Here is a 17,594-nt window from a genome sequence, read left to right as displayed (position 1 = left end):
CACGGGGCGGTTCTCGGCCACGTCCCCTCGGCCCTCTGTCGGCGTGTTGCAGCTGTGCCTAAAGTGACCGGGCGCCCAGTGAAGTGGACCTGACCAGTCCGGCCCTGGGGCGATGACCATTCACGGGGGGATTCATCCATGCACGTCATCCAGCGCGCCTTCACGCCGCCACCTGTCCGCTGACGGGGAGAGAGCACATCGCGGCACGCGCCGGCACAGCGGCGACTTCCGCACCCTTTCCCACTTCGGCGAGAACGCGTTCCCGGTTCACCGGCTGACATTCCGTCCGCAAAGGTGACCAGCCCCCGGCCGGTGCCCTGCCCGGCCCTCGCGTGCACCCACTCCAGCCCAGAAGGAATGCCCATGCGCAAGATCCTGACCGCAGCCGGTCTCACCTCGTCCGCCGTCGCGCTCGGCGTGCTGCTGGCCAGCCCGGCGGCCGCCTGGTCGGCCTCGTCCCAGTTCGACGTCGTCTTCCCCGGCCAGAAGCCGCAGACGACCTACTACGTGGACAACACCGGCGCGAACACGACGTCGAACGGGAACATGACCGGGAAGTCGGTCGTCTACTGGCAGCTCGGCGTCGACCAGGTGATCGACGGCTCGAAGCGGTTCACCAGCTTCAAGATCACGACGCGGATCGAGGCGCGCCTCGGCAAGGCCGAGGCGGACGATGTCGTGACCAAGAAGACCTGCGACATGACCGAGATCGTCAACAACTACTACGCGTGGTCCTACGACTCTCCGGAGAACACCTGCGTCGCTCCGTCCACCACCTACGACGGTGAGCTGTGGTGGTCGTCGGACGCCACGGTCGTCTACGACATCGAGGGGGACGGCAAGGGCGCCATCACCCAGGAGCTCGCGGGCACCCAGCTGGTCCACGGCTGACCGACGGAACCCGTCACCCTGCAACGACACCGTCCCGGAGAACAGACGTGATACGCAGATCGTTGACCGGCGCCCTCGTCGCCACCGCCTCGGCCACCGTGCTCGTGCTCACCAGCGGCACGGCGGTGCACGCGGACGAAGAGCCCACCGCCGAGCCGTCGGTCACCGCCACGCCGGCGGACGAAGCACCGGCGAGCCCTGTGATCGCCGAGTACAACGGGCGGGAGATCAACCTCGCCGAGTCGTGGGAGGGCGCCGAAAGCTGCACCGAGCTGCCCAGCGGTGAGGTGCACTGCTACGACTCGGACGCCGAGGCGCTGGCCGACCCCGAGCTGCCCGCCGAGATCCGCGAGCAGACGCGGAAGGCCACCGCCGCCGCTCCCGCCGGGGCCCGCGCGGCCGCCGCGCCGCCCGACCGGTGCGTCGCCGACTACTGGTGCCTGTACATGGACCCCGGCTACAAGGGCAGGCTCCTGCGGCTGTTCTCCGACGGGAAGAAGGACCTCAAGGAGTGGGGCTGCCGGGACAAGCTGAGCTCCGTCTACTACTGGGTCGGCCGCTACGCGATCAACTACGGCGACGCGAAGATCACCGACCTGCGCTCCTGGCCCGTCGAGGACCGGGTCCGGCGGCTCGACCCGCCGGGCGGCTACTCCAACTTCCGCAACCTCGACTACCCGGGCGGCGGGAACTGGAACGACAAGGTCGACATCTTCGAGGTCCGGCGCGCCTGACAGGTGCGCAAAGGCTCCGGGGAGGTACCCGGTGCTTCCCCCGACCGGCCGGATCCTGTCAGCCGAGGGCTGATGGGACCGGTCCGGGGTTGCCACCCCCCTCCCCGCATGGGGGAGGATGGCGGGATCCGTACGAAGGGAAAAACACGGTGACCATCGACCCGTCCTCGATTCCGAACTTCGGGGGCCAGCCCGAGCCGCAGCCGCAAGGACCGGCGGGCCCCGTCGTCCCGGATCAGGACCTCGTGAAGCAGCTCCTCGACCAGATGGAGCTCAAGTACGTCGTCGACGACGAGGGAGACCTCGCGGCGCCGTGGGAGCAGTTCCGCACCTACTTCATGTTCCGGGGTGAGGGAGACCAGCAGGTCTTCTCCGTGCGGACGTTCTACGACCGGCCTCACGAGATCGAGGCCAAGCCGCAGATCCTGGAGTCCATCGACGACTGGAACCGCCGCACCCTGTGGCCCAAGGTCTACAGCCACACCCACGACGACGGCACGGTCCGCCTGATCGGCGAGGCCCAGATGCTGATCGGCATGGGCGTGAGCCTGGAGCACTTCGTCTCCTCGACGGTCAGCTGGGTGCGGGCCGCGATCGAGTTCGACAAGTGGCTCATCGAGCAGCTCGGTCTCGAGGAGGAGATCAACGAGGCGGAGAAGCCCGAGGACGAGGAGTAGGCCCAGCAGGCCCGCCCCCCCAGCGGCGCGTCGGCGCGTACGAGCAGAGAGGTACGCGCTGTACGCGCCGTACGCCTTTTCCGGTGCCGGGACGGACGGTGGTGACGAAGTAGGTCCCCGACGGGCGGAAGACCTCACCCAGCCCACACCTCGTTCGTAGGCCTACTCGCGTGCCGGGCGGCAGGCCTACCAGCGGCATCTCCGGTACCACCGGCTCACCGGTGAGCCGGCCGCCGTCTACTGCCGCATATCCCAGGAGGACGATGACGGCGAGACGGGCGTCGAACCACAGGAGCGCATCTGCGACGAGATCGCCGACCGGCGCGGCCTCGTCGTTGCTCCCGCCCATGTCTTCGTGGACAACAGCCGCTCCGCCTGGAGCCGCAAGCGGAAGCGGCCTGGCTAGGGCCACCTCGTGCTGGAGGAAGCCCGGAACCGTGGCATCCGGCACATTATCGCCTGCCGTCCCGACCGGCTCATGAGGCAGTCCAGGGAACCGGGAGTTTCCCGGAGGTGGGAATTCCGGGGGCGCGTTGGTATCAACGGTGATGGAATCGTGCTGGGCCTCGCTGAGGAGAATCGTTGAGCGCGCGCATCCTGGTCGCCGAGGACGACGAAAAGCAATCTCGTCTCATCCGGATTTATCTGGAACGGGAAGGCAACGCCGTGCAGGTCGTGGCCGACGGCAGGGCAGCGCTGGAACGGGCGCGTTCGACGGGACTGGATCTCATCGTTCTCGATGTGATGCTGCCGCTCGTCGACGGCCTCGACGTATGCCGCATTCTGCGTGCTGAGGCCTCCGAGGTACCGATTCTGCTGCTGACCGCCCGCAGCACCGAGGAGGACATGCTTCTCGGCCTCGACCTGGGGGCCGACGACTACCTCACCAAGCCCTACAGCCCCCGCGAACTCACCGCGCGGGTACGGGCGCTGCTGCGGCGCTCCAGGAAAGGCGGCGCGGCCGGGAGCGAAGTGCTGCGGGTCGGCGCGGTCGAACTGGACACCGCCCGCTTCGAGGTCCGGGTGGCGGGCCGTCCGGTGGCGCTGACCTCCAAGGAGTTCTCGATCCTGGAGGCCCTGGCCCGCGAGCCGGGGCGGGTGTTCACCCGGGCCCAGATCATCGAGCGCGCCTTCGGCTTCGACAGCGATGTACTCGAGCGCACGGTGGACGCCCATGTGCGCAACCTGCGCCGGAAGCTGGGGGACGACCCGGCCCGGCCACGCCATCTGGAGACCGTGTACGGCCGGGGGTACCGCCTGCTGGACGGCTCGGCCCCCACCCGAGCGCTCCCGGGATCCTGACCGAAGGTGATCAGTCGGCGTCGGCCGGCGGCCGGGCCGTGGAGAGCGCGACGGTGAAGGTCGTGCCGACGCCGACGGCGCTCTCCACGTCGATCGTCCCCTGGTGATCGGTCACGATCTGGCGGGCGATGGACAGCCCCAGGCCACTCCCTCCGGTGGCGCGGCCCCGTGCCGCGTCCGCCCGCCAGAAGCGGCTGAAGAGATGCGGCAGGTCCTCGGCGGGTATGCCCTTGCCGGTGTCCCGCACCTGAATGAACGCAAGATCGCCGTGCCGGCCCAGGGCCAGTGTCACCGTGCCGCCCGGTGCCGTGGCCCTGAGGGCGTTGCCGACCAGATTGCCGACGACCTGACGCAGTCGGTCGGCGTCGGCGATGACGTACACGGGTTGCGGCGCCTCCAGCCTCAGCGCGACACCCGCCGCGTCGGCCTGGGCGCGGTGGGCCGTGCCGGCGGCTTCGAGGAGCTCGCGCAGGTCGACGCGCGCGCGGTGGTAGGTGAGTGCACCGGCCTCGGCCAGCGCGAGGTCCTGCAGGTCGTCCACGATCCGCTGCTGCAGCAGTGCCTCCTCGTGGAGGGAATCGAGCAGCTCGGGGGTCGGTGCGACGACCCCGTCCCGCAGGGCCTCCAGATAGCCGCGCAGATTGGCCAGCGGAGTGCGCAGCTCGTGGGCGATGTCACCGGTGAGGCGGCGCTGGCGTTCCTCGCCGGCCTGTATGGAGTCCGCCATCCGGTTGAAGGCACGGCCGAGTTGGGCGATCTCGTCCCGGCCGGAGACGGGGACCCGCCGCCCCAGGTCTCCCTCGCCCAGCCCCCCGGCGGCCAGGGTCATGGCACGGACCGGGCGCAGCACGGCCCGGCTCAGGAGCAGGGCGCCGACCACGGCGGCGAGGGCGACGCCCCCGGCGACGGCCACCGTGGGTGCTGCGGCCAGGGTGGGCGGGGACTCGTCCCGGACGCCGAGACGGATCTCCAGGCGTGGCGGGGCGGCGGAGCCCACGCGCTCGTTGAACACCCGCTGCAGGCAGGCGATGAACTGCTGCTCGGACTCGCATGTCCTGATCGCCTCGAGGTCCTGCGAAGTCCGCGGGTCCGGTTCGCCTGCCGGCTCCTGGCACTGTTCCGGCCGGCGCTCCGTGCGGATCCGCGGCACGCCGGTGTCGTCCGGCCGGGCCGTCACCCTGGCCCCCGCCCGGGTCAGACAGGCCGCGTACGCCGCTTCGGCGCGGTACTGGGCGATCGCTGTCGCCGTCAGCTTCATCGAGGTCCGCGGTATCTGTCCCGCGGGGATCCGCAGGAGGGGACGCGGGTCGACCAGCACCGGCGGCTGGCTGCTCACCGGGCGGGGAGCACGGCCCTGGAGCGCGTCGGAATCGGCGAGCAGGACGTCGTTCTCGGTGGCGACCCGGATGCGCTGGCCGGTGTCCTTGGCCAGGCGGCTCACCGTCGGTGAGAGGCCCTCCCAGGTGCCGTGCGCGACCCCGTACGCGCGGAGCTCGCCGGTGATCCGGGAGACCTCCTGCCGTCCCGCGGTGACACTCTCCCGGACCTGACGGTTCGCCTGACGCAGGGTCAGCCAGGCGGTGGCGGCGGTCGCGGCCATCGCGACCAGCATCAGCAGGCCGAGTACCCGGAGCCGGAAGCTCATCGCGTGCCACCACTGGGAGTTGTGAGGTGCGGGCGTCGGATGCTTGCCAAGGGGGCGCTTTGGGCCAAAAGGACTGTAGAGCGGCGCATTATCGCTCGTGACATTTTTCGGTCCCCCGTCGACAGGAATCGGACAGTTGCGGGCGGAATTCTTTCTTCAGGATTTTTGTGACTGCGATTGTACTGACGCCACTTGCACACCGATTGATGCGGTGGTGGCTGTTTTGCTCAGGTGCCAAAACGGTGTCTGGGGAAGCAGTGCCAACAGAAAAGGGATTCGTGGGGGTACAGAAATGAAGCGTCGACTCGCGGCTGTCGTACCTGCCCTTGCGGCGGTGGCCATGGCCGTCCCGCTCGCCCTCTCCACCCCGGCCTCCGCAGCCGCGTCCTGCGGCAGGACCGCCTCCGACATGGACAGCAGCTCTTGGGACAGGACGGCCAACGGCGCCAACCAGAGAAGCGGCTCCAGCACCGGCTGCGCCATCCTCGGCATCGCCTACAACACCCACAACCTCGACTACCACTGCTACACGCGCATCGGGAACACCAGTGAGACCTGGACGTACCTCCGGAACGACACCACCGGTACGACCGGCTGGGTCCGCGACGACCTGCTGAGCGACGGCGGCAGCCTCACCTACTGCGGCTTCTAGTACGCCCGCCGGCACTCCCGCGGGAGGGCTGAGCAGGCCGGACTCATCGTGCGTCAGGGGCGGTCTCACCGAGGCCGCCCCTGACCCGTACGACGGGCGGGCCGCTCAGGAGCCGGACAGGGCCTCCGTCGGTGACAGCCGGCTCGCCCGTACCGCCGGATACAGTCCGGCGATCATGCCGATGACGAGGGTGCAGCCGATCCCCGCCGCACTCGCCCACACCGGGACGACCGTCGGCCAGTCGCGGCTGAGGGCGTAGGCCGCCGTGATCGCGGTCCCCAGCACCGTCCCCCCGAGGCCGCCGATGAGCGACAGCAGCAGCGACTCCGTCACGAACTGGGTCCTGATCTGGCCGCGGGTCGCCCCCAGCGCGCGGCGCAGGCCGATCTCCGGGCGCCGCTCCAGGACCGAGATGACCATCGTGTTGCCGACCCCCACGCCCCCGACGAGCAGGGCCACGCCACCGAGGCCGAGCAGCAGCCCGGTCAGCGCCGACTCGGTGGCCTCGCGGGCGGCGAGCGCGTCGGAGGGCCGGGAGATGCGGACCTGGCCCGGTTTCTCCGGGTACGCCGTGGCCGGCAGCACGGCCCGTACCTCCGCGACCTGGCTGTCCTCGGCGCGGACGTAGACCGTCGACGGATGGCCGTCGAAGCGCAGGTACGTCCGGGCCGCCGGCCAGCCGACCAGCGCCGCGCTGTCGAGCTCCGGCGCGAGCGGTACCGGATCGAGGACGCCGACGAGCGAGAACCAGCGGCCGCCGAGCCAGACCCGGGTCCCCGGCGTGTACACGTCGAGCCGCCCCGCGGCCGTGGAGCCGAGCACGACCGCCGGGTACTCCTCGGTCGCGGAATCCAGCCAGCGGCCCCGGCGGACGTGGCCGCCGACTGCCGGCAGCAGGTCCCTGCCGGCAGCGAGGACCTCGAGGGAGCCGGTGCGGCCGATGGCGATGTGCTCATTGCGGTAGATGTGTGCGGCGGTCGCGCCGGTGGCGGCGATCTGCTGCACGGGCGGGATGCGGCCGATCATCGGTACGGCCTCGTGGGGCAGCTTGGCTTCGGTGCCGTCGAGCGCGTCGCCGGGGGCGACCCGCAGCAGGTTGGTGCCGAGCGCGTCGAGTCGGCGGTCCACCTCCGACCGGCCGGAACCGGAGATGCCGACCACCGCGATCATGGCGGCGACGCCGATCGCGATCCCGAGCGCGGAGAGGAAGACCCGCAGGGGACGAGTCCGCAGCCCGGTCCCGCCGAGTCGCACGATGTCCCGGGGACCGAGGCGGGCGGCCCGCAGCCCGCCGCCCGTGCCACCGACGGCACCGCTCTCCCGTCCGCGGCCACTTCCGGCGCCCCTGCGGGGGCCGGACGGCAGGGTGGGTGGGGCGTCGTCCACGGGGAGGCCGTTCGTCGTACCGTCGGTCATCGGACCGCCTCGCTCGGCGCGTCCGTGGTCGTGGTGGTCGTGGTGTCCGCCACCACGCGGCCGTCGCGCATCTCGATACGGCGGGGCAGCCCGGCCGCGATCTCCCGGTCGTGGGTGATGATCACGACCGTGGTCCCGGCGGCGTGCAGCTCGCGCAGCAGACCGAGTACGGCCTCCCCGGAAGCGGAGTCCAGGTTGCCGGTCGGCTCGTCCGCCAGCAGGACCGCCGGTTCGCCGATCACCGCCCGGGCCACCGCCACCCGCTGGCGCTCGCCGCCGGACAGCTGGTGCGGGAGGTGGTGGACGCGGTGGCTGAGGCCGACTCGTTCCAGCGCCACCGCCGCCCTGGCCCGGCGGCGGCGCAGCGGTACCCCGGCGTACAGCAGCCCGTCGGCCACGGAGTCCAGGACCGGAACCCCTACCGCCAGATGGAACTGCTGGAAGACGAAGCCGATCCGGGTGGCCCGCAGTGCTGACACCTCTCGGTCCGTCAGCTTCGCCACGTCGTGGCCGTCGACCAGCACCCGCCCGGCGGAGGGCCGGTCGAGGCTGCCCATGAGGTTCAGCATGCTGGACTTGCCCGATCCCGACGGGCCGACGACCGCGACGAGTTCGCCGCGCCCGATGCTCAGGCTCACGTCCCGTACCGCCGCCACACCACCGGGGTACGTCTTGGAGACCCCGTCGAACTCCACGACGGCCGACGCTCCGCTCACTCGGGGATCCTCACCTTCATGCCCTCGCGAACCGCGCTTCCGCTCACTTCCACCCGGCCGTCCGCGAAGAGCCCGGTCTTCACCGCGACGAACCGGCCGTCCGCGGTCTCCAGGCCGTGGCCGCCCTCGGCGAGGGCGACCAGCGCGGCGACCGGGACGGTGAGGACGTCCGCCCGTTCCCGCCCCACGTACTCGACGGTGACCGGCGCGCTCTCCAGCCTTCCCACGGATTTCTGGTCCTTGACGGTGATGGTCACCGGAACCGTCGGTGCCCCGGAGCCGCCCTCCCCGCCTCCCTCCTCGGGGTCGGTCGCCCTCTTCCCCACCGAGGCCACCTCGCCCTTCACCGATGTCCCGTCGGGCAGCCCGATCGTGACGGCGGCGCCGCGCACGGCCCAGGAGTCCTCCGCCGCCGAGGCGTTGACGACGACCTTCCGAGACGTACCGGTGTACGTGAGGACGTCCTCGGTGACTGCCGAGCCGAGCCGGACACCCGCGTGGCCGATCCGCACCTTGCCGGCGGAGTAGACGACGTCCCCGACGCCGACCGTGCCGGTCCGGGGAAGCCCGAGGGACTTCTGCCAGCGCTTGACCGCGCGGGCGGTGGCGCCGGTGAACTCCTCGTCGATCGTGAAGCCGGTGTAGCCGAGAGCGGCGAGATTGCTCTCGAACTGCAGGACGTCCATCCCGCGCAGAGTGCTCCCTGTCCCTCCTGCCCCGGTGCCACCCGGCGTCGGCGATCCGGAGGGAGCCGGGGCCTTGGAGGTGTCGTCCGTGAGGCCCTGGTCACCCGTGCCCTGGGCGTCCCCCTTGTTCCCGGCGTCCCCGGCGTCTTGCCGGGTGCCCTGTCCGGTGCCCGCGGTCAGGCCCAGGTCCCGGTACATCGGCAGCGTCCCGTACAGCAGCACCACCGGCCGGTCGTCGACGCGCAGCAGAGTGCCGCCGCGCTCCACCGTCCTGCCCTCCGTGGGCAGCCAGGTCACGGTGCCCGTCGACTTGACCGGCAGCGGTATCTCAGTGCCGTACCCCAATTGGCCGTCCACCGTGGTGCGTTCGGTCAGCGTTGCCCGGGTGACCGGGACGGTGGAGCCTGAGCGGGGCGGGGCGGAGGAGCCGTCCTCCGTGCCGCCTCCGCCGAGGCCCAGCGCACCGACCACGGCGACCGCCGCCACGACGACCAAAGCCGAGGCCACCAGGACCGTACGCCGGCCGCGCCGTCCGCGCGGCGGCGGCGCGGGAGCCGCCCCGCGCTCGTGATCGGTCTGCATGACCGTCTCCGTCATCGTCAGCCCTTGCCCTCGGGCTGGTCCACCGGGTCACCGATGATCGGAGCGCAGACACGGGTGGCACGCTTGGCTCCCGCCGACGTCTGGTCCCACTCGGAGCCCTGCGCGGTCCCGTCGGGGCCGGGATCGGGGAAGTCGGGGGCGCCGTTCTTCTGCATGCAGTCGGCGTACTCACGCTTGACCTTGATCTGCTCGGGGGTGAGCTCGGGCTGGTTGGCGTTCTCGAGGCTCTCGGGGACGGCCGCCACGAGCGAGGCGCACTTCTCGGAGGCGTTCAGGAACTTCGTGTCCTTCTTCAGCGCCGCGTTGTCGCCGAAGTCGACCTGCCCCTTGGCGTCCGGGTCGGGGGCGTCGACCCCGTTCTCCCGCAGGCACTTCACCCACTCGCGCTGGGCGTTCACGTACGCGGACACGTCGTCGCCACCGCCCGGGGAGGCCGTCTTGCCGGACGCCGCGGACGTGTTGTCGCCGCCGGCCGTCGGGACCTTCGGAGCGTCGCCCTCGCCGCCGCAGCCGGCCAGGGTGATCGCCATGACCGACGCCGTCACCACGGCCATCAGCACCCGGTTCGTCCTCATCGGTTCTCCCGCCTCCTGTCGGGCCCGACCGCGGGTGCGGCGGGCAGCCCGCCGACCGTAGGCCGGAGGTGATGAAGAACCTTTGAAGAACCTGTTACCCGATCATGCGGGCGCGCTTCGGGCGGGGCGCGACGTCACGGCAGCCGGCGACTCCCGCCCGACGGCGGCGCAGAATCGACCACTCGGCGAGCGCGCTGTCCCAGCACTGTCCGGTGCGGCAGGCCGGCAGTCGACCCCGAAGCCCGCGTCGCGAGGCGCACGCCGAGCGGATCGTGCCGGCAGGGGAAGGTGATGTCACGAAGCCAGGCGCCGCAGCCGAACGGCGGCCTCGTGGAGAACGTCGTCCCTCTTGCAGAAGGCGAAGCGGACCTGGCTGCGGCCGGCGTCCGGGTGGTCGTAGAAGACGGAGTTGGGGATGGCGACGACGCCGCAGCGTTCGGGCAGTGCGCGGCAGAAGCGGTGGGCGTCCTTCTCACCGAAAGGGGTGATGTCGGTGGTGATGAAATATGTGCCCTGGGGTTGGTAGACCTCGAACCCGGCCGTGCGCAGGCCCTCGCCGAGCAGGTCGCGCTTGCGGCGGAGGTCGGCGCGGAAGCCGTCGAAGTACGAGTCCGGCAGGCTCAGCGCCTCAGCGATCGCGTACTGGAACGGGCCGGCGCTGACATAGGTCAGGTACTGCTTGGCCGTCCGGACGGCGGTCACGAGTTCCTGGGTGCCGGTCACCCAGCCGACCTTCCAGCCGGTGAACGAGAACGTCTTGCCGGCCGACCCGATGGTGACCGTGCGCTCGCGCATCCCCGGGAACGTCGCCAGCGGCACGTGCTCGGCCCCGTCGAAGACCAGGTGCTCGTACACCTCGTCCGTCACCACGAGCAGGTCCCGCTCCACCGCGAGCTCGGCGATCGCGGCCAGCTCCGGGCGCGTGAGGACCGTGCCGGTCGGGTTGTGCGGGGTGTTGATCAGCAGCAGACGGGTGCGGTCGGTGACGGCGTCGCGCAGTTCGTCGAGGTCGAGGCGGAAGCTGCCCTCGTGCGGCCGGAGCATGACCGGCACCCGGCGCCCGCCCGCCATCGCGATGCACGCCGCGTACGAGTCGTAGTACGGCTCGAAGGCGATCACCTCGTCGCCGGGCTCCACCAGGGCCAGCAGCGAGGCGGCGATGGCCTCGGTGGCCCCGGCGGTGACCAGGACCTCCCGGTCGGGGTCGCAGGACAGGCCGTAGCGCCGCTGCTGGTGGGCGGCGATCGCGGTGCGCAGCTCGGGGACGCCGGGGCCCGGCGGGTACTGGTTGCCGAGGCCGTCCCGCAGCGCTCGTACGGCGGCCTCCCTGACCTCCTCGGGGCCGTCGGTGTCGGGGAAGCCCTGCCCGAGGTTGATGGCGCCGGTGCTCAGGGCCAGGGCGGACATCTCGGCGAAGATCGTCGTCCCGAACTCGGCGAGCCGGCGGTTGAGGAGGGGGCGCGCGCTGGAGGTCATGCGGGTCATCCTCCGCCGAAGCTCTGGACTTCCTCAACTGTGCTTTGAGGATGGGTGCCTGCGCTGGTACTCAGGACACCGTCTCTGAGCAGGGGTCGGGCCGTCGCCGACTGTCGTCATCTGTCGTCGTTGGCTGCCCTCGGACGGCCCACAGACGGCCCGGCTCCGGGCCCCCTATGAGCCTCTAGCCGGTCGTCGAAGTCGACACCGAGCGCTCGTGGCCTCTGGCCTCCGTGGTGTACACGGTCGTGGCGCTGCTGCGCTGCCGAACAGATGGCCTGATCGCTCTTTTACGATGCGTCGCGATTTCGTAGGGTCCGATCACTCGAGACTGGCTCTGGGGGGGGGCGTGTGGCTGTTTCTGTGGCTCGGAGTCGTGTTCTGCGCGTGATCCGCGGCGTGGGTTCGTTCTTGAAGGAACTCCTGGGGGAGCTCGCCGGGGAGGTGGTGCTGACGGTTATTGCCTGCCTCGCCGTGGCCGGTCTGGCTCTGGGGTTCGTCTGGGGGTGGGAGCACAGCCCACTCGTCACCGGTGGTGTAGGTGGTGCCCTGCTGGCCTTCCTCGTCTATGGCGGCTGGGAGCTGCTTCGTCCGTCAAGGCCAGGGCGGCGCGGGCGACTGGCCGGCGCGGCGGCCGCCACGTTCGCCGTGGCGGCCGTATTCATCGCCTACGCCTGGTCCTGCAATTGCTCCTGAGCGGTCAGGGTAGAGACGAGCCTGACTGTCGCCGCGACGGATGGGCGCGGACCTCTTCGTCCCGAAGTAACTTGGACGGTCGCTCGACCTTGGGCTGGTGCGCCTCTCACCTGCTGCGATGGTCCGCAGGTGTGCGCGCTTGTCCGCTGCTGTACGTCGGCGTTGTCACTCAGTTAGACACTCAGCCGCTGTGGGACTCACGCACCTACCCTGGGCTTGCCTAGCTACGAACCGTCGCCGTGGTCGGCCTGGAGGCCATGGTGTAGAAGGATGCCGTGACGACTCAACCAACAAGGGCGATGTGGTGGGCCGAACTGGCGGTTTTTCTCGCCGTGTCAGCCGCAACCACCCTGCTGATCATGTTCCTGTTGTCGCTGGCAGCGGGGCACCACTCGGTCTCCCTTGGCGTCGGGCCCTCAGCCCTGCTGATCGCTCTGTCCATCGGTATCGGCATCTTCGTTAGCGGCCGGTTCAGGGCTTGGGGGGTGCGCCGCAGGGCTGCATCCCTCGCCACGCGATCTTGAAAACCGTCGTGGCAGCGATGTCACCGTGGGTTCAAATCCCACACCCACCGCAGATGAACGACCCCTGACCAGGTGAAACGGTCAGGGGTCGTGGTGTTGGGTGCTATCCGTGATTGGCTGCTGTTCCCCGTGGTTCCCCGATGGATCGGGCACGAGTGGGGCACGGATTCGGTGCCAGGCGCGCCCGGCGATGCGGGCTTTGAGATCTGGCCTCATCCCTACCAGGTCGATCATGGCGCCTTGGCTTACTGGATCAATCGACCTTCTGCCTCGACAGCTCGTCTGCTGAGGTTCGGCGTTATCCGCCGTTGTTCGCCCCTGTTGGTGTCAGCTACTGGTGTCAGACATCAATGGGCGCTTGACATCTTGCCTCCGGAGCCCCTCGACAGCGGTGCTCGCACTGAACGGTGTCAGGAAAGTGCTCCTGCCACGGCCCCTGCCACAAGCAGCAGACCGACGAGCAACTGGAGTACGAGACCCACGCGGGATCCGAAAGAGGCCAGGTAGTACGCGCTCTCGGCGGACGAGGGTTTACGTGCATCGAACACGACGGGAACCTCCTCACCCTCCCACGGCGGCGGCTTCGGGGCGGTGACGAGCGCCCACACCTCCTCGCCGTCGGCCGTTCGGAAGGAGCAGTTCAGTACCTCCACCGCCGTACCGCCGCGGCGTATGCGCTCCTTGCAGATGGCCAGGGTTTCCACCCCGTTCTTCCTCAGCCGACGGTTTCGCAATTGCTGGGGGACAAACAGGAGCGACGCGATGCCGAAGGGAACGGCGATGATCAGGAACGGGATGCCGTAGTTCGTGGTGCTCGCGAGCGTGGTGTACAACTGCGTTCTCCCCCTGTGATACGCGTGATGCCGCAGCATACAAACAGTCGCCGGGGCGGTGGTCGGTCCGGCCGTCAACCACTCAGGCACTCCCCTCCTGCACCCACCACCTTCCCCAGCTTCCATCCCGTCCGCCGTCGACCCACACACCGTGGAGCAGGCGTGGTTCATGGCGTCCAGGTGGAGCGCGCCACTGTACGAACGACCTGGACGCCATGGGCCGCGTCTGCTCGGCTCTGCCTGGGTCGATGGCGGACGGGATGGAAGCACCCCGCGCAAGCCACTACCGGCCTGCAGTCGGGAACGGCGCCACCTCCATCCCCCCCAGCGGCGCCTTCACTCGGCTATCACCTGTGGCTGCCCGGCGACCCCGACCAGGGACGCAACGGCACCCACGTCCTCATCGCGGGCGGCACCGGGTCGGGCAAGGGCGAGACCGCCCTCAACCTCCAAACGGAGATCCTGTCCCGCCGGGATGTGCTGCTGTGGCTGTCGGACCCGAAGATGTTCCAGGACTTCCGTCCGCTGCTGCCCAGGTGCAGAACGACCCCAAGCACTCCTGCCGCACGGACGGCCGCGCCTGCGGCTGCGCGGGTATGCCGTACCTGGTGGCCTGGATGGAAGAGGCCGCCAGCACGCTGCGCAACCTGGGGGACGACGCGTTCACCGGCATCGCGCAGGAGGCACGGTCCGCCGGCGTGTCCCTGATCGTGTCGCTTCAGCGGCCGTCGTATGACCAGATGTCCACCAGCACCCGCGCCTCCCTGCCCTCTGTGATCGCGCTCGGCTGCGACCCGCGAGATGAGTCGTTCTCCCTGCCGGACACGGTGCTGGACGCGGGCGCCCATCCCGGCGCATGGGGCAACCGCCGCCCCGGCTACTGCTACCTCGTCACCCCCGGCATCGACGAGACCCGCTACGCCTCCCCGGGCCGCACCTGGGGATTCGGCCGCGACGCGGTCTCCCTGATGGAGGTCCTCGCCGACTGGGCCCAGCGGAACGGCGCGGTTGCCGACCCCGTCACCGCCGGTGCCGCCTCCAGCGTCGCCGGAAACGCCTACACCGGCCGCCCCACCCCCGGCGCCGACGCCACCGCCCACGCCGCCACGGACGAGGACGACATGGACGACACCGGGTACGGGCCGCTGGTCGACCCCGAGGACGCGGACATCGACCCCGAAGCCGAACTCCCCGAGCCTGAGCAGGGCGATGACGCCCCGATCTTCGGGCAGGAGAGCGGCCACAAGCCGTCGCCGGAGGAAGCGCAGCGCCTCCTTGACCAGGCGCTCGCGGAGTTCGAGCACGAGGGCCGCATGGTCGTCGGTCCGAAGGACTTCACCGACTGGTGCGACAAGCACAACCTGTCCCGCTCGTGGGTGTCCAAGCGGCTGAAGAAGGCCGCGGAGGAGGGGCGCCTGGAGGCGACGAACACCACCGGCCGGTGGCGCATCGTCCCTACCCTCCTGGCCGCCTGACACCCGTCAGTGACGGGCCCATCACACCCAAACCCCTAGGCAGACGCGCTGTGACGCGGCCGTCACAGCGGCCTGTCACACGGCCTCACACCTACCCGCCACACCCAGCCGAACGGGCCCGCCGCCACCACCGTGGCGCGGGCCCGCCGCTATCCCGGAGGGAGCCCTGGTGGCCCACCCCGAACAGCCCACAGCCGTCGAAGTGCACCAGCCGCAACCCGTCACCGTGAACCCGCCGACCGCGCCGATCGCCCCCCCTCCAACTGGGCAGCGTCCCGGTTGTAGCGAGCGTTGTCCTGCCCGACGGGCGGGTCGTCACCGGCTACGCCATCGAACCCGCCAAGCCCGAACCGGTCGTGGCCAAGCCGCCTGTGTCTCGCGCGGCGGTGAACATCGCCCTCGGGGGCGTCGGGTTCCTCGCCGTGTGCGGCGGCCTGCTGCTGCTCACCACGTTCATCGCTGCCCTGACCGCACTCGTCACCCAGCTCATCTTCGGCGGCTGGATCGCCGTGCAGCTCTTCAGCGGACGCAGCCACGGCGGCGGGACCACGGTCAACATCCGCCAGGCCGTCTTCAAGCGCAACCACTTCCACGGCTGACCAGCCAGACAGGAGCCCGCACGTGTTCGACGACTACGACGACGAGTTCAACGACTGCGAACTCTGCTACCCCACCGACGACACCGAGCCCTACCCCCACGCCCACTGCTGCCTTTGCGGCGACACCGGCGCGGGTGACGTGCCCGAGTGCCACTGCGACTAGCAACGCCAGGGGCGGCCCCCTCTCGCCAAAGACCGGGCCGCCCCGACCAGCCAGCACCCACACGAGGAACTGGAGGCATCCAGCATGACCCAAGCGCCCTCCATCCGGCGAGGTCACAAGCCCGGCCTACTGGACACCGCTCTCTCGCTGGCTGCGCACGGTATCCCGCCGCTGCCGCTGCGGGCAGGCAAGGTGCCGTTCGGGAACTGCCCAGACTGCAAGGACAGCGGTTGTGGGGACCGGCCCAACACCCAGCCCGATGACCCGGAAGGAACTCGGTCGGCGCCTGCGGTTGCACGTCTACCCGGTGCTCGGCTCCCGCCCTATCGGGACCTTCCGGCCGGAGCACATCAGGGAGTTCGTCGCCGCCCTGGAAGCGAAGCCCGGCATCGGGCAGTCCTACGCCCGGAACATCTTCGCGGACGTTCAGTCGGTCCTGTCTGCCGCCGTTGACGACACGCTGTTGTCGCGCAACCCGTGTGGTGCCCGGACCGTCCGGCGCCCCAAGCCTGACCCGCATCCCGTAGTCCCGTGGGTGCCCGACCAGGTGTTCGCCGTTCGCGCGGCCCTTCTGGATCGGTACCGAGCGATGGTCAACGTCGGTGCCGGATGCGGCTTGCGCCAGGGCGAGGTGTTTGGGCTCGCTGAGGACGCCATCGACACCGCCGGACGCACGCTCCACGTGGTCCGGCAGATCAAGCACGTGGAAGGGCACCCGGTGTTCGCTCTCCCCAAGGGCGGCAAGAAGCGCGACGTGCCGTTGCCCGGCTCCGTGGCGGAAGCCCTCCGGGCGCACATGGACGCCTTCAAGCCCGTGGAGATCACGTTGCCGTGGGACGTGCCGGAGGGTCCGAGGGTGTCCGCCCGGCTGATCTTCACGGCTGAGCAAGGGGGCATGGTGTGGCGGAGCAACTTCAACGGCAAGGAGTGGAAGCCCGCTCTTGCGGTCGCTGGCCTCATCCCGGAGGCAGACGACGACGGTAAGTACGAGTCGGCGCGCGAGCACGGCATGCACGCCCTCCGGCACTTCTACGCGTCCGCGCTCTTGGACGCGGGCGAGAACATCAAGGCCGTCAGCGAGTACATGGGGCATGCTGACCCGGGGCTGACGCTGCGGGTGTACGCCCACCTGATGCCCGACAGCCGCCAGAGGGCCCGCCGCGCCATCGACACGGTGTTTCAGCACGTTTCCCAGGAAGATCACAGCCCAACGAGTCTTTGACGGCCCTGAAATGCCCACCTGCGCAGTTCAAGGGCCTTTCTGTGATGGGCCCTTCCCGCGCAAAACGGGTTACCGACGAAATGAGTCTCGCGAGGTGACGAAAACAGGCACTGAGGGTCGCGTCAGTTGCTCGACGAGCTGTGACGTGCGAAAGCGGGCTGGCTCGCGAGGGTCAGCCGTCGTTAGGTCGATGTTGGACAAGCCCTCCGCGTCTGACGCCAGCAAGGATCCTTGATCAAAGGGACCGCGCAGCGTCCAAGTTCGCGCGCACCTGCCTTGTTGTCGGGTGGTCCTCGCCCAGTACCCGCACGCAGTCGGCGAGGGTCTGCTCGTGGAGGGGGGTCGCCCGGCCCAGGTCACCGGCCGATTCGTAGGCGGAGGCGAGGTTGTTGCGGGAGCCGAGGGTGTGGGGGTGGTCCTCGCCCAGCACCCGCACCCGATCGGCGAGGGTCTGCTCGTGGAGGGGGATCGCCCGGCCCAGGTCATCGGCCGATTGGTAGGCCAGGGCGAGGTTGTTGCGGGAGCCGAGGGTGTGGGGGTGGTCCTCGCCCAGCACCCGCACATAGTCGGCGAGGGTCTGCTCGTGGAGGGGGATCGCCCGGCCCAGGTCACCGGCCGATTGGTAGGCCAGGGCGAGGTTGTTGCGGGAGCCGAGGGTGTGGGGGTGGTCCTCGCCCAGCACCCGCACATAGTCGGCGAGGGTCTGCTC

General features: G+C 70.1%; 15 protein-coding genes and 3 pseudogenes. 10 read left to right on the top strand and 8 right to left on the bottom strand.

Annotated elements, in window-relative coordinates:
* Positions 1-363: 363 nt before the first annotated feature.
* The 4 genes from ACZ6TU_RS05750 (at position 364) to ACZ6TU_RS05735 (ending at position 3,604) form a co-directional block, all read left to right on the top strand.
* On the top strand, positions 364-891 hold the full coding sequence (locus tag ACZ6TU_RS05750) for a hypothetical protein (protein ID WP_467674793.1): 528 nt from the start codon (positions 364-366) through the stop codon (positions 889-891).
* 47 nt (positions 892-938) lie between these two features.
* Positions 939-1,625 carry a peptidase inhibitor family I36 protein gene (locus ACZ6TU_RS05745; RefSeq protein ID WP_469546907.1) on the top strand — a complete coding sequence of 229 codons (687 nt, stop codon included), beginning with the start codon at positions 939-941 and terminating at the stop codon, positions 1,623-1,625.
* Between the two features lie 149 nt (positions 1,626-1,774).
* The gene (locus tag ACZ6TU_RS05740; protein ID WP_010032094.1) at positions 1,775-2,302 is read left to right on the top strand and encodes a YbjN domain-containing protein; all 528 of its coding nucleotides are present in this window, start codon (positions 1,775-1,777) and stop codon (positions 2,300-2,302) included.
* A gap of 582 nt (positions 2,303-2,884) precedes the next feature.
* Positions 2,885-3,604 carry a response regulator transcription factor gene (locus ACZ6TU_RS05735; RefSeq protein ID WP_469546904.1) on the top strand — a complete coding sequence of 240 codons (720 nt, stop codon included), beginning with the start codon at positions 2,885-2,887 and terminating at the stop codon, positions 3,602-3,604.
* A 10-nt stretch (positions 3,605-3,614) separates the two neighbouring features.
* On the opposite strand, the gene ACZ6TU_RS05730 is transcribed toward ACZ6TU_RS05735, so the two are convergent.
* Entirely contained in the window at positions 3,615-5,249 is a 1,635-nt protein-coding gene (locus tag ACZ6TU_RS05730) for an ATP-binding protein (protein WP_469546901.1), read from the bottom strand.
* A gap of 292 nt (positions 5,250-5,541) precedes the next feature.
* Here ACZ6TU_RS05730 and ACZ6TU_RS05725 point away from each other — a divergent pair, with 292 nt between their 5' ends.
* Positions 5,542-5,901 (top strand): SH3 domain-containing protein, encoded by a 360-nt coding sequence (locus ACZ6TU_RS05725; RefSeq protein WP_029180621.1) that lies wholly within the window; start codon positions 5,542-5,544, stop codon positions 5,899-5,901.
* A gap of 105 nt (positions 5,902-6,006) precedes the next feature.
* On the opposite strand, the gene ACZ6TU_RS05720 is transcribed toward ACZ6TU_RS05725, so the two are convergent.
* The 5 genes from ACZ6TU_RS05720 to ACZ6TU_RS05700 all read right to left on the bottom strand — a co-directional run bounded on the left by ACZ6TU_RS05720 (position 6,007) and on the right by ACZ6TU_RS05700 (position 11,382).
* On the bottom strand, positions 6,007-7,317 hold the full coding sequence (locus ACZ6TU_RS05720; protein WP_469546897.1) for an ABC transporter permease: 1,311 nt from the start codon (positions 7,315-7,317) through the stop codon (positions 6,007-6,009).
* Positions 7,314-8,033, bottom strand: coding sequence for an ABC transporter ATP-binding protein (locus ACZ6TU_RS05715; protein WP_467674803.1), 720 nt, complete (start codon positions 8,031-8,033; stop codon positions 7,314-7,316). The genes ACZ6TU_RS05720 and ACZ6TU_RS05715 overlap by 4 nt, the downstream gene beginning before the upstream one ends.
* Positions 8,030-9,301, bottom strand: coding sequence for a peptidoglycan-binding protein (locus ACZ6TU_RS05710; RefSeq protein ID WP_469546894.1), 1,272 nt, complete (start codon positions 9,299-9,301; stop codon positions 8,030-8,032). Before ACZ6TU_RS05710 ends, ACZ6TU_RS05715 begins: the two co-directional genes overlap by 4 nt.
* 17 nt (positions 9,302-9,318) lie before the next feature.
* A complete protein-coding gene (locus ACZ6TU_RS05705; protein WP_467674806.1) occupies positions 9,319-9,897 on the bottom strand; it encodes a hypothetical protein in 579 nt (192 codons plus the stop codon).
* A gap of 294 nt (positions 9,898-10,191) precedes the next feature.
* Positions 10,192-11,382, bottom strand: a complete 1,191-nt coding sequence (locus ACZ6TU_RS05700; protein ID WP_467674808.1) for a pyridoxal phosphate-dependent aminotransferase — start codon at positions 11,380-11,382, stop codon at positions 10,192-10,194.
* Positions 11,383-11,760: 378 nt separating this feature from the next.
* On the opposite strand from ACZ6TU_RS05700, the gene ACZ6TU_RS05695 reads away from it, so the two are divergent.
* Complete coding sequence (locus tag ACZ6TU_RS05695) at positions 11,761-12,069, top strand: hypothetical protein (RefSeq protein ID WP_467674810.1); 309 nt, start codon at positions 11,761-11,763, stop codon at positions 12,067-12,069.
* 934 nt (positions 12,070-13,003) lie between these two features.
* Here the strand turns inward: ACZ6TU_RS05695 and ACZ6TU_RS05690 are convergent.
* Positions 13,004-13,426: a hypothetical protein gene (locus ACZ6TU_RS05690; RefSeq protein ID WP_467674812.1), complete on the bottom strand. Its 423-nt coding sequence runs from the start codon at positions 13,424-13,426 to the stop codon at positions 13,004-13,006.
* Positions 13,427-13,777: 351 nt separating this feature from the next.
* On the opposite strand from ACZ6TU_RS05690, the pseudogene ACZ6TU_RS05685 reads away from it, so the two are divergent.
* From ACZ6TU_RS05685 to ACZ6TU_RS05670, 4 genes and pseudogenes are all read left to right on the top strand, one after another.
* Positions 13,778-14,901: pseudogene (locus tag ACZ6TU_RS05685) on the top strand (plasmid transfer protein TraB); the annotation flags it as partial.
* Between the two features lie 166 nt (positions 14,902-15,067).
* Positions 15,068-15,500: pseudogene (locus tag ACZ6TU_RS05680) on the top strand (hypothetical protein).
* 22 nt (positions 15,501-15,522) lie between these two features.
* Positions 15,523-15,663 carry a hypothetical protein gene (locus tag ACZ6TU_RS05675; RefSeq protein WP_467674816.1) on the top strand — a complete coding sequence of 47 codons (141 nt, stop codon included), beginning with the start codon at positions 15,523-15,525 and terminating at the stop codon, positions 15,661-15,663.
* Between the two features lie 256 nt (positions 15,664-15,919).
* Positions 15,920-16,885 (top strand): annotated as a pseudogene (locus ACZ6TU_RS05670) (tyrosine-type recombinase/integrase); the annotation flags it as partial.
* Between the two features lie 235 nt (positions 16,886-17,120).
* On the opposite strand, the gene ACZ6TU_RS05665 reads toward ACZ6TU_RS05670, so the two are convergent.
* Positions 17,121-17,594: tetratricopeptide repeat protein (locus tag ACZ6TU_RS05665; RefSeq protein ID WP_469546889.1), on the bottom strand; the 474-nt coding region annotated here is incomplete at its 5' end.

It is taken from the genome of Streptomyces sp. NPDC052064, from assembly GCF_055585925.1.
Note: the sequence above shows the minus strand (reverse complement) of the source record. Positions and strands in the feature narration are given on the sequence as shown.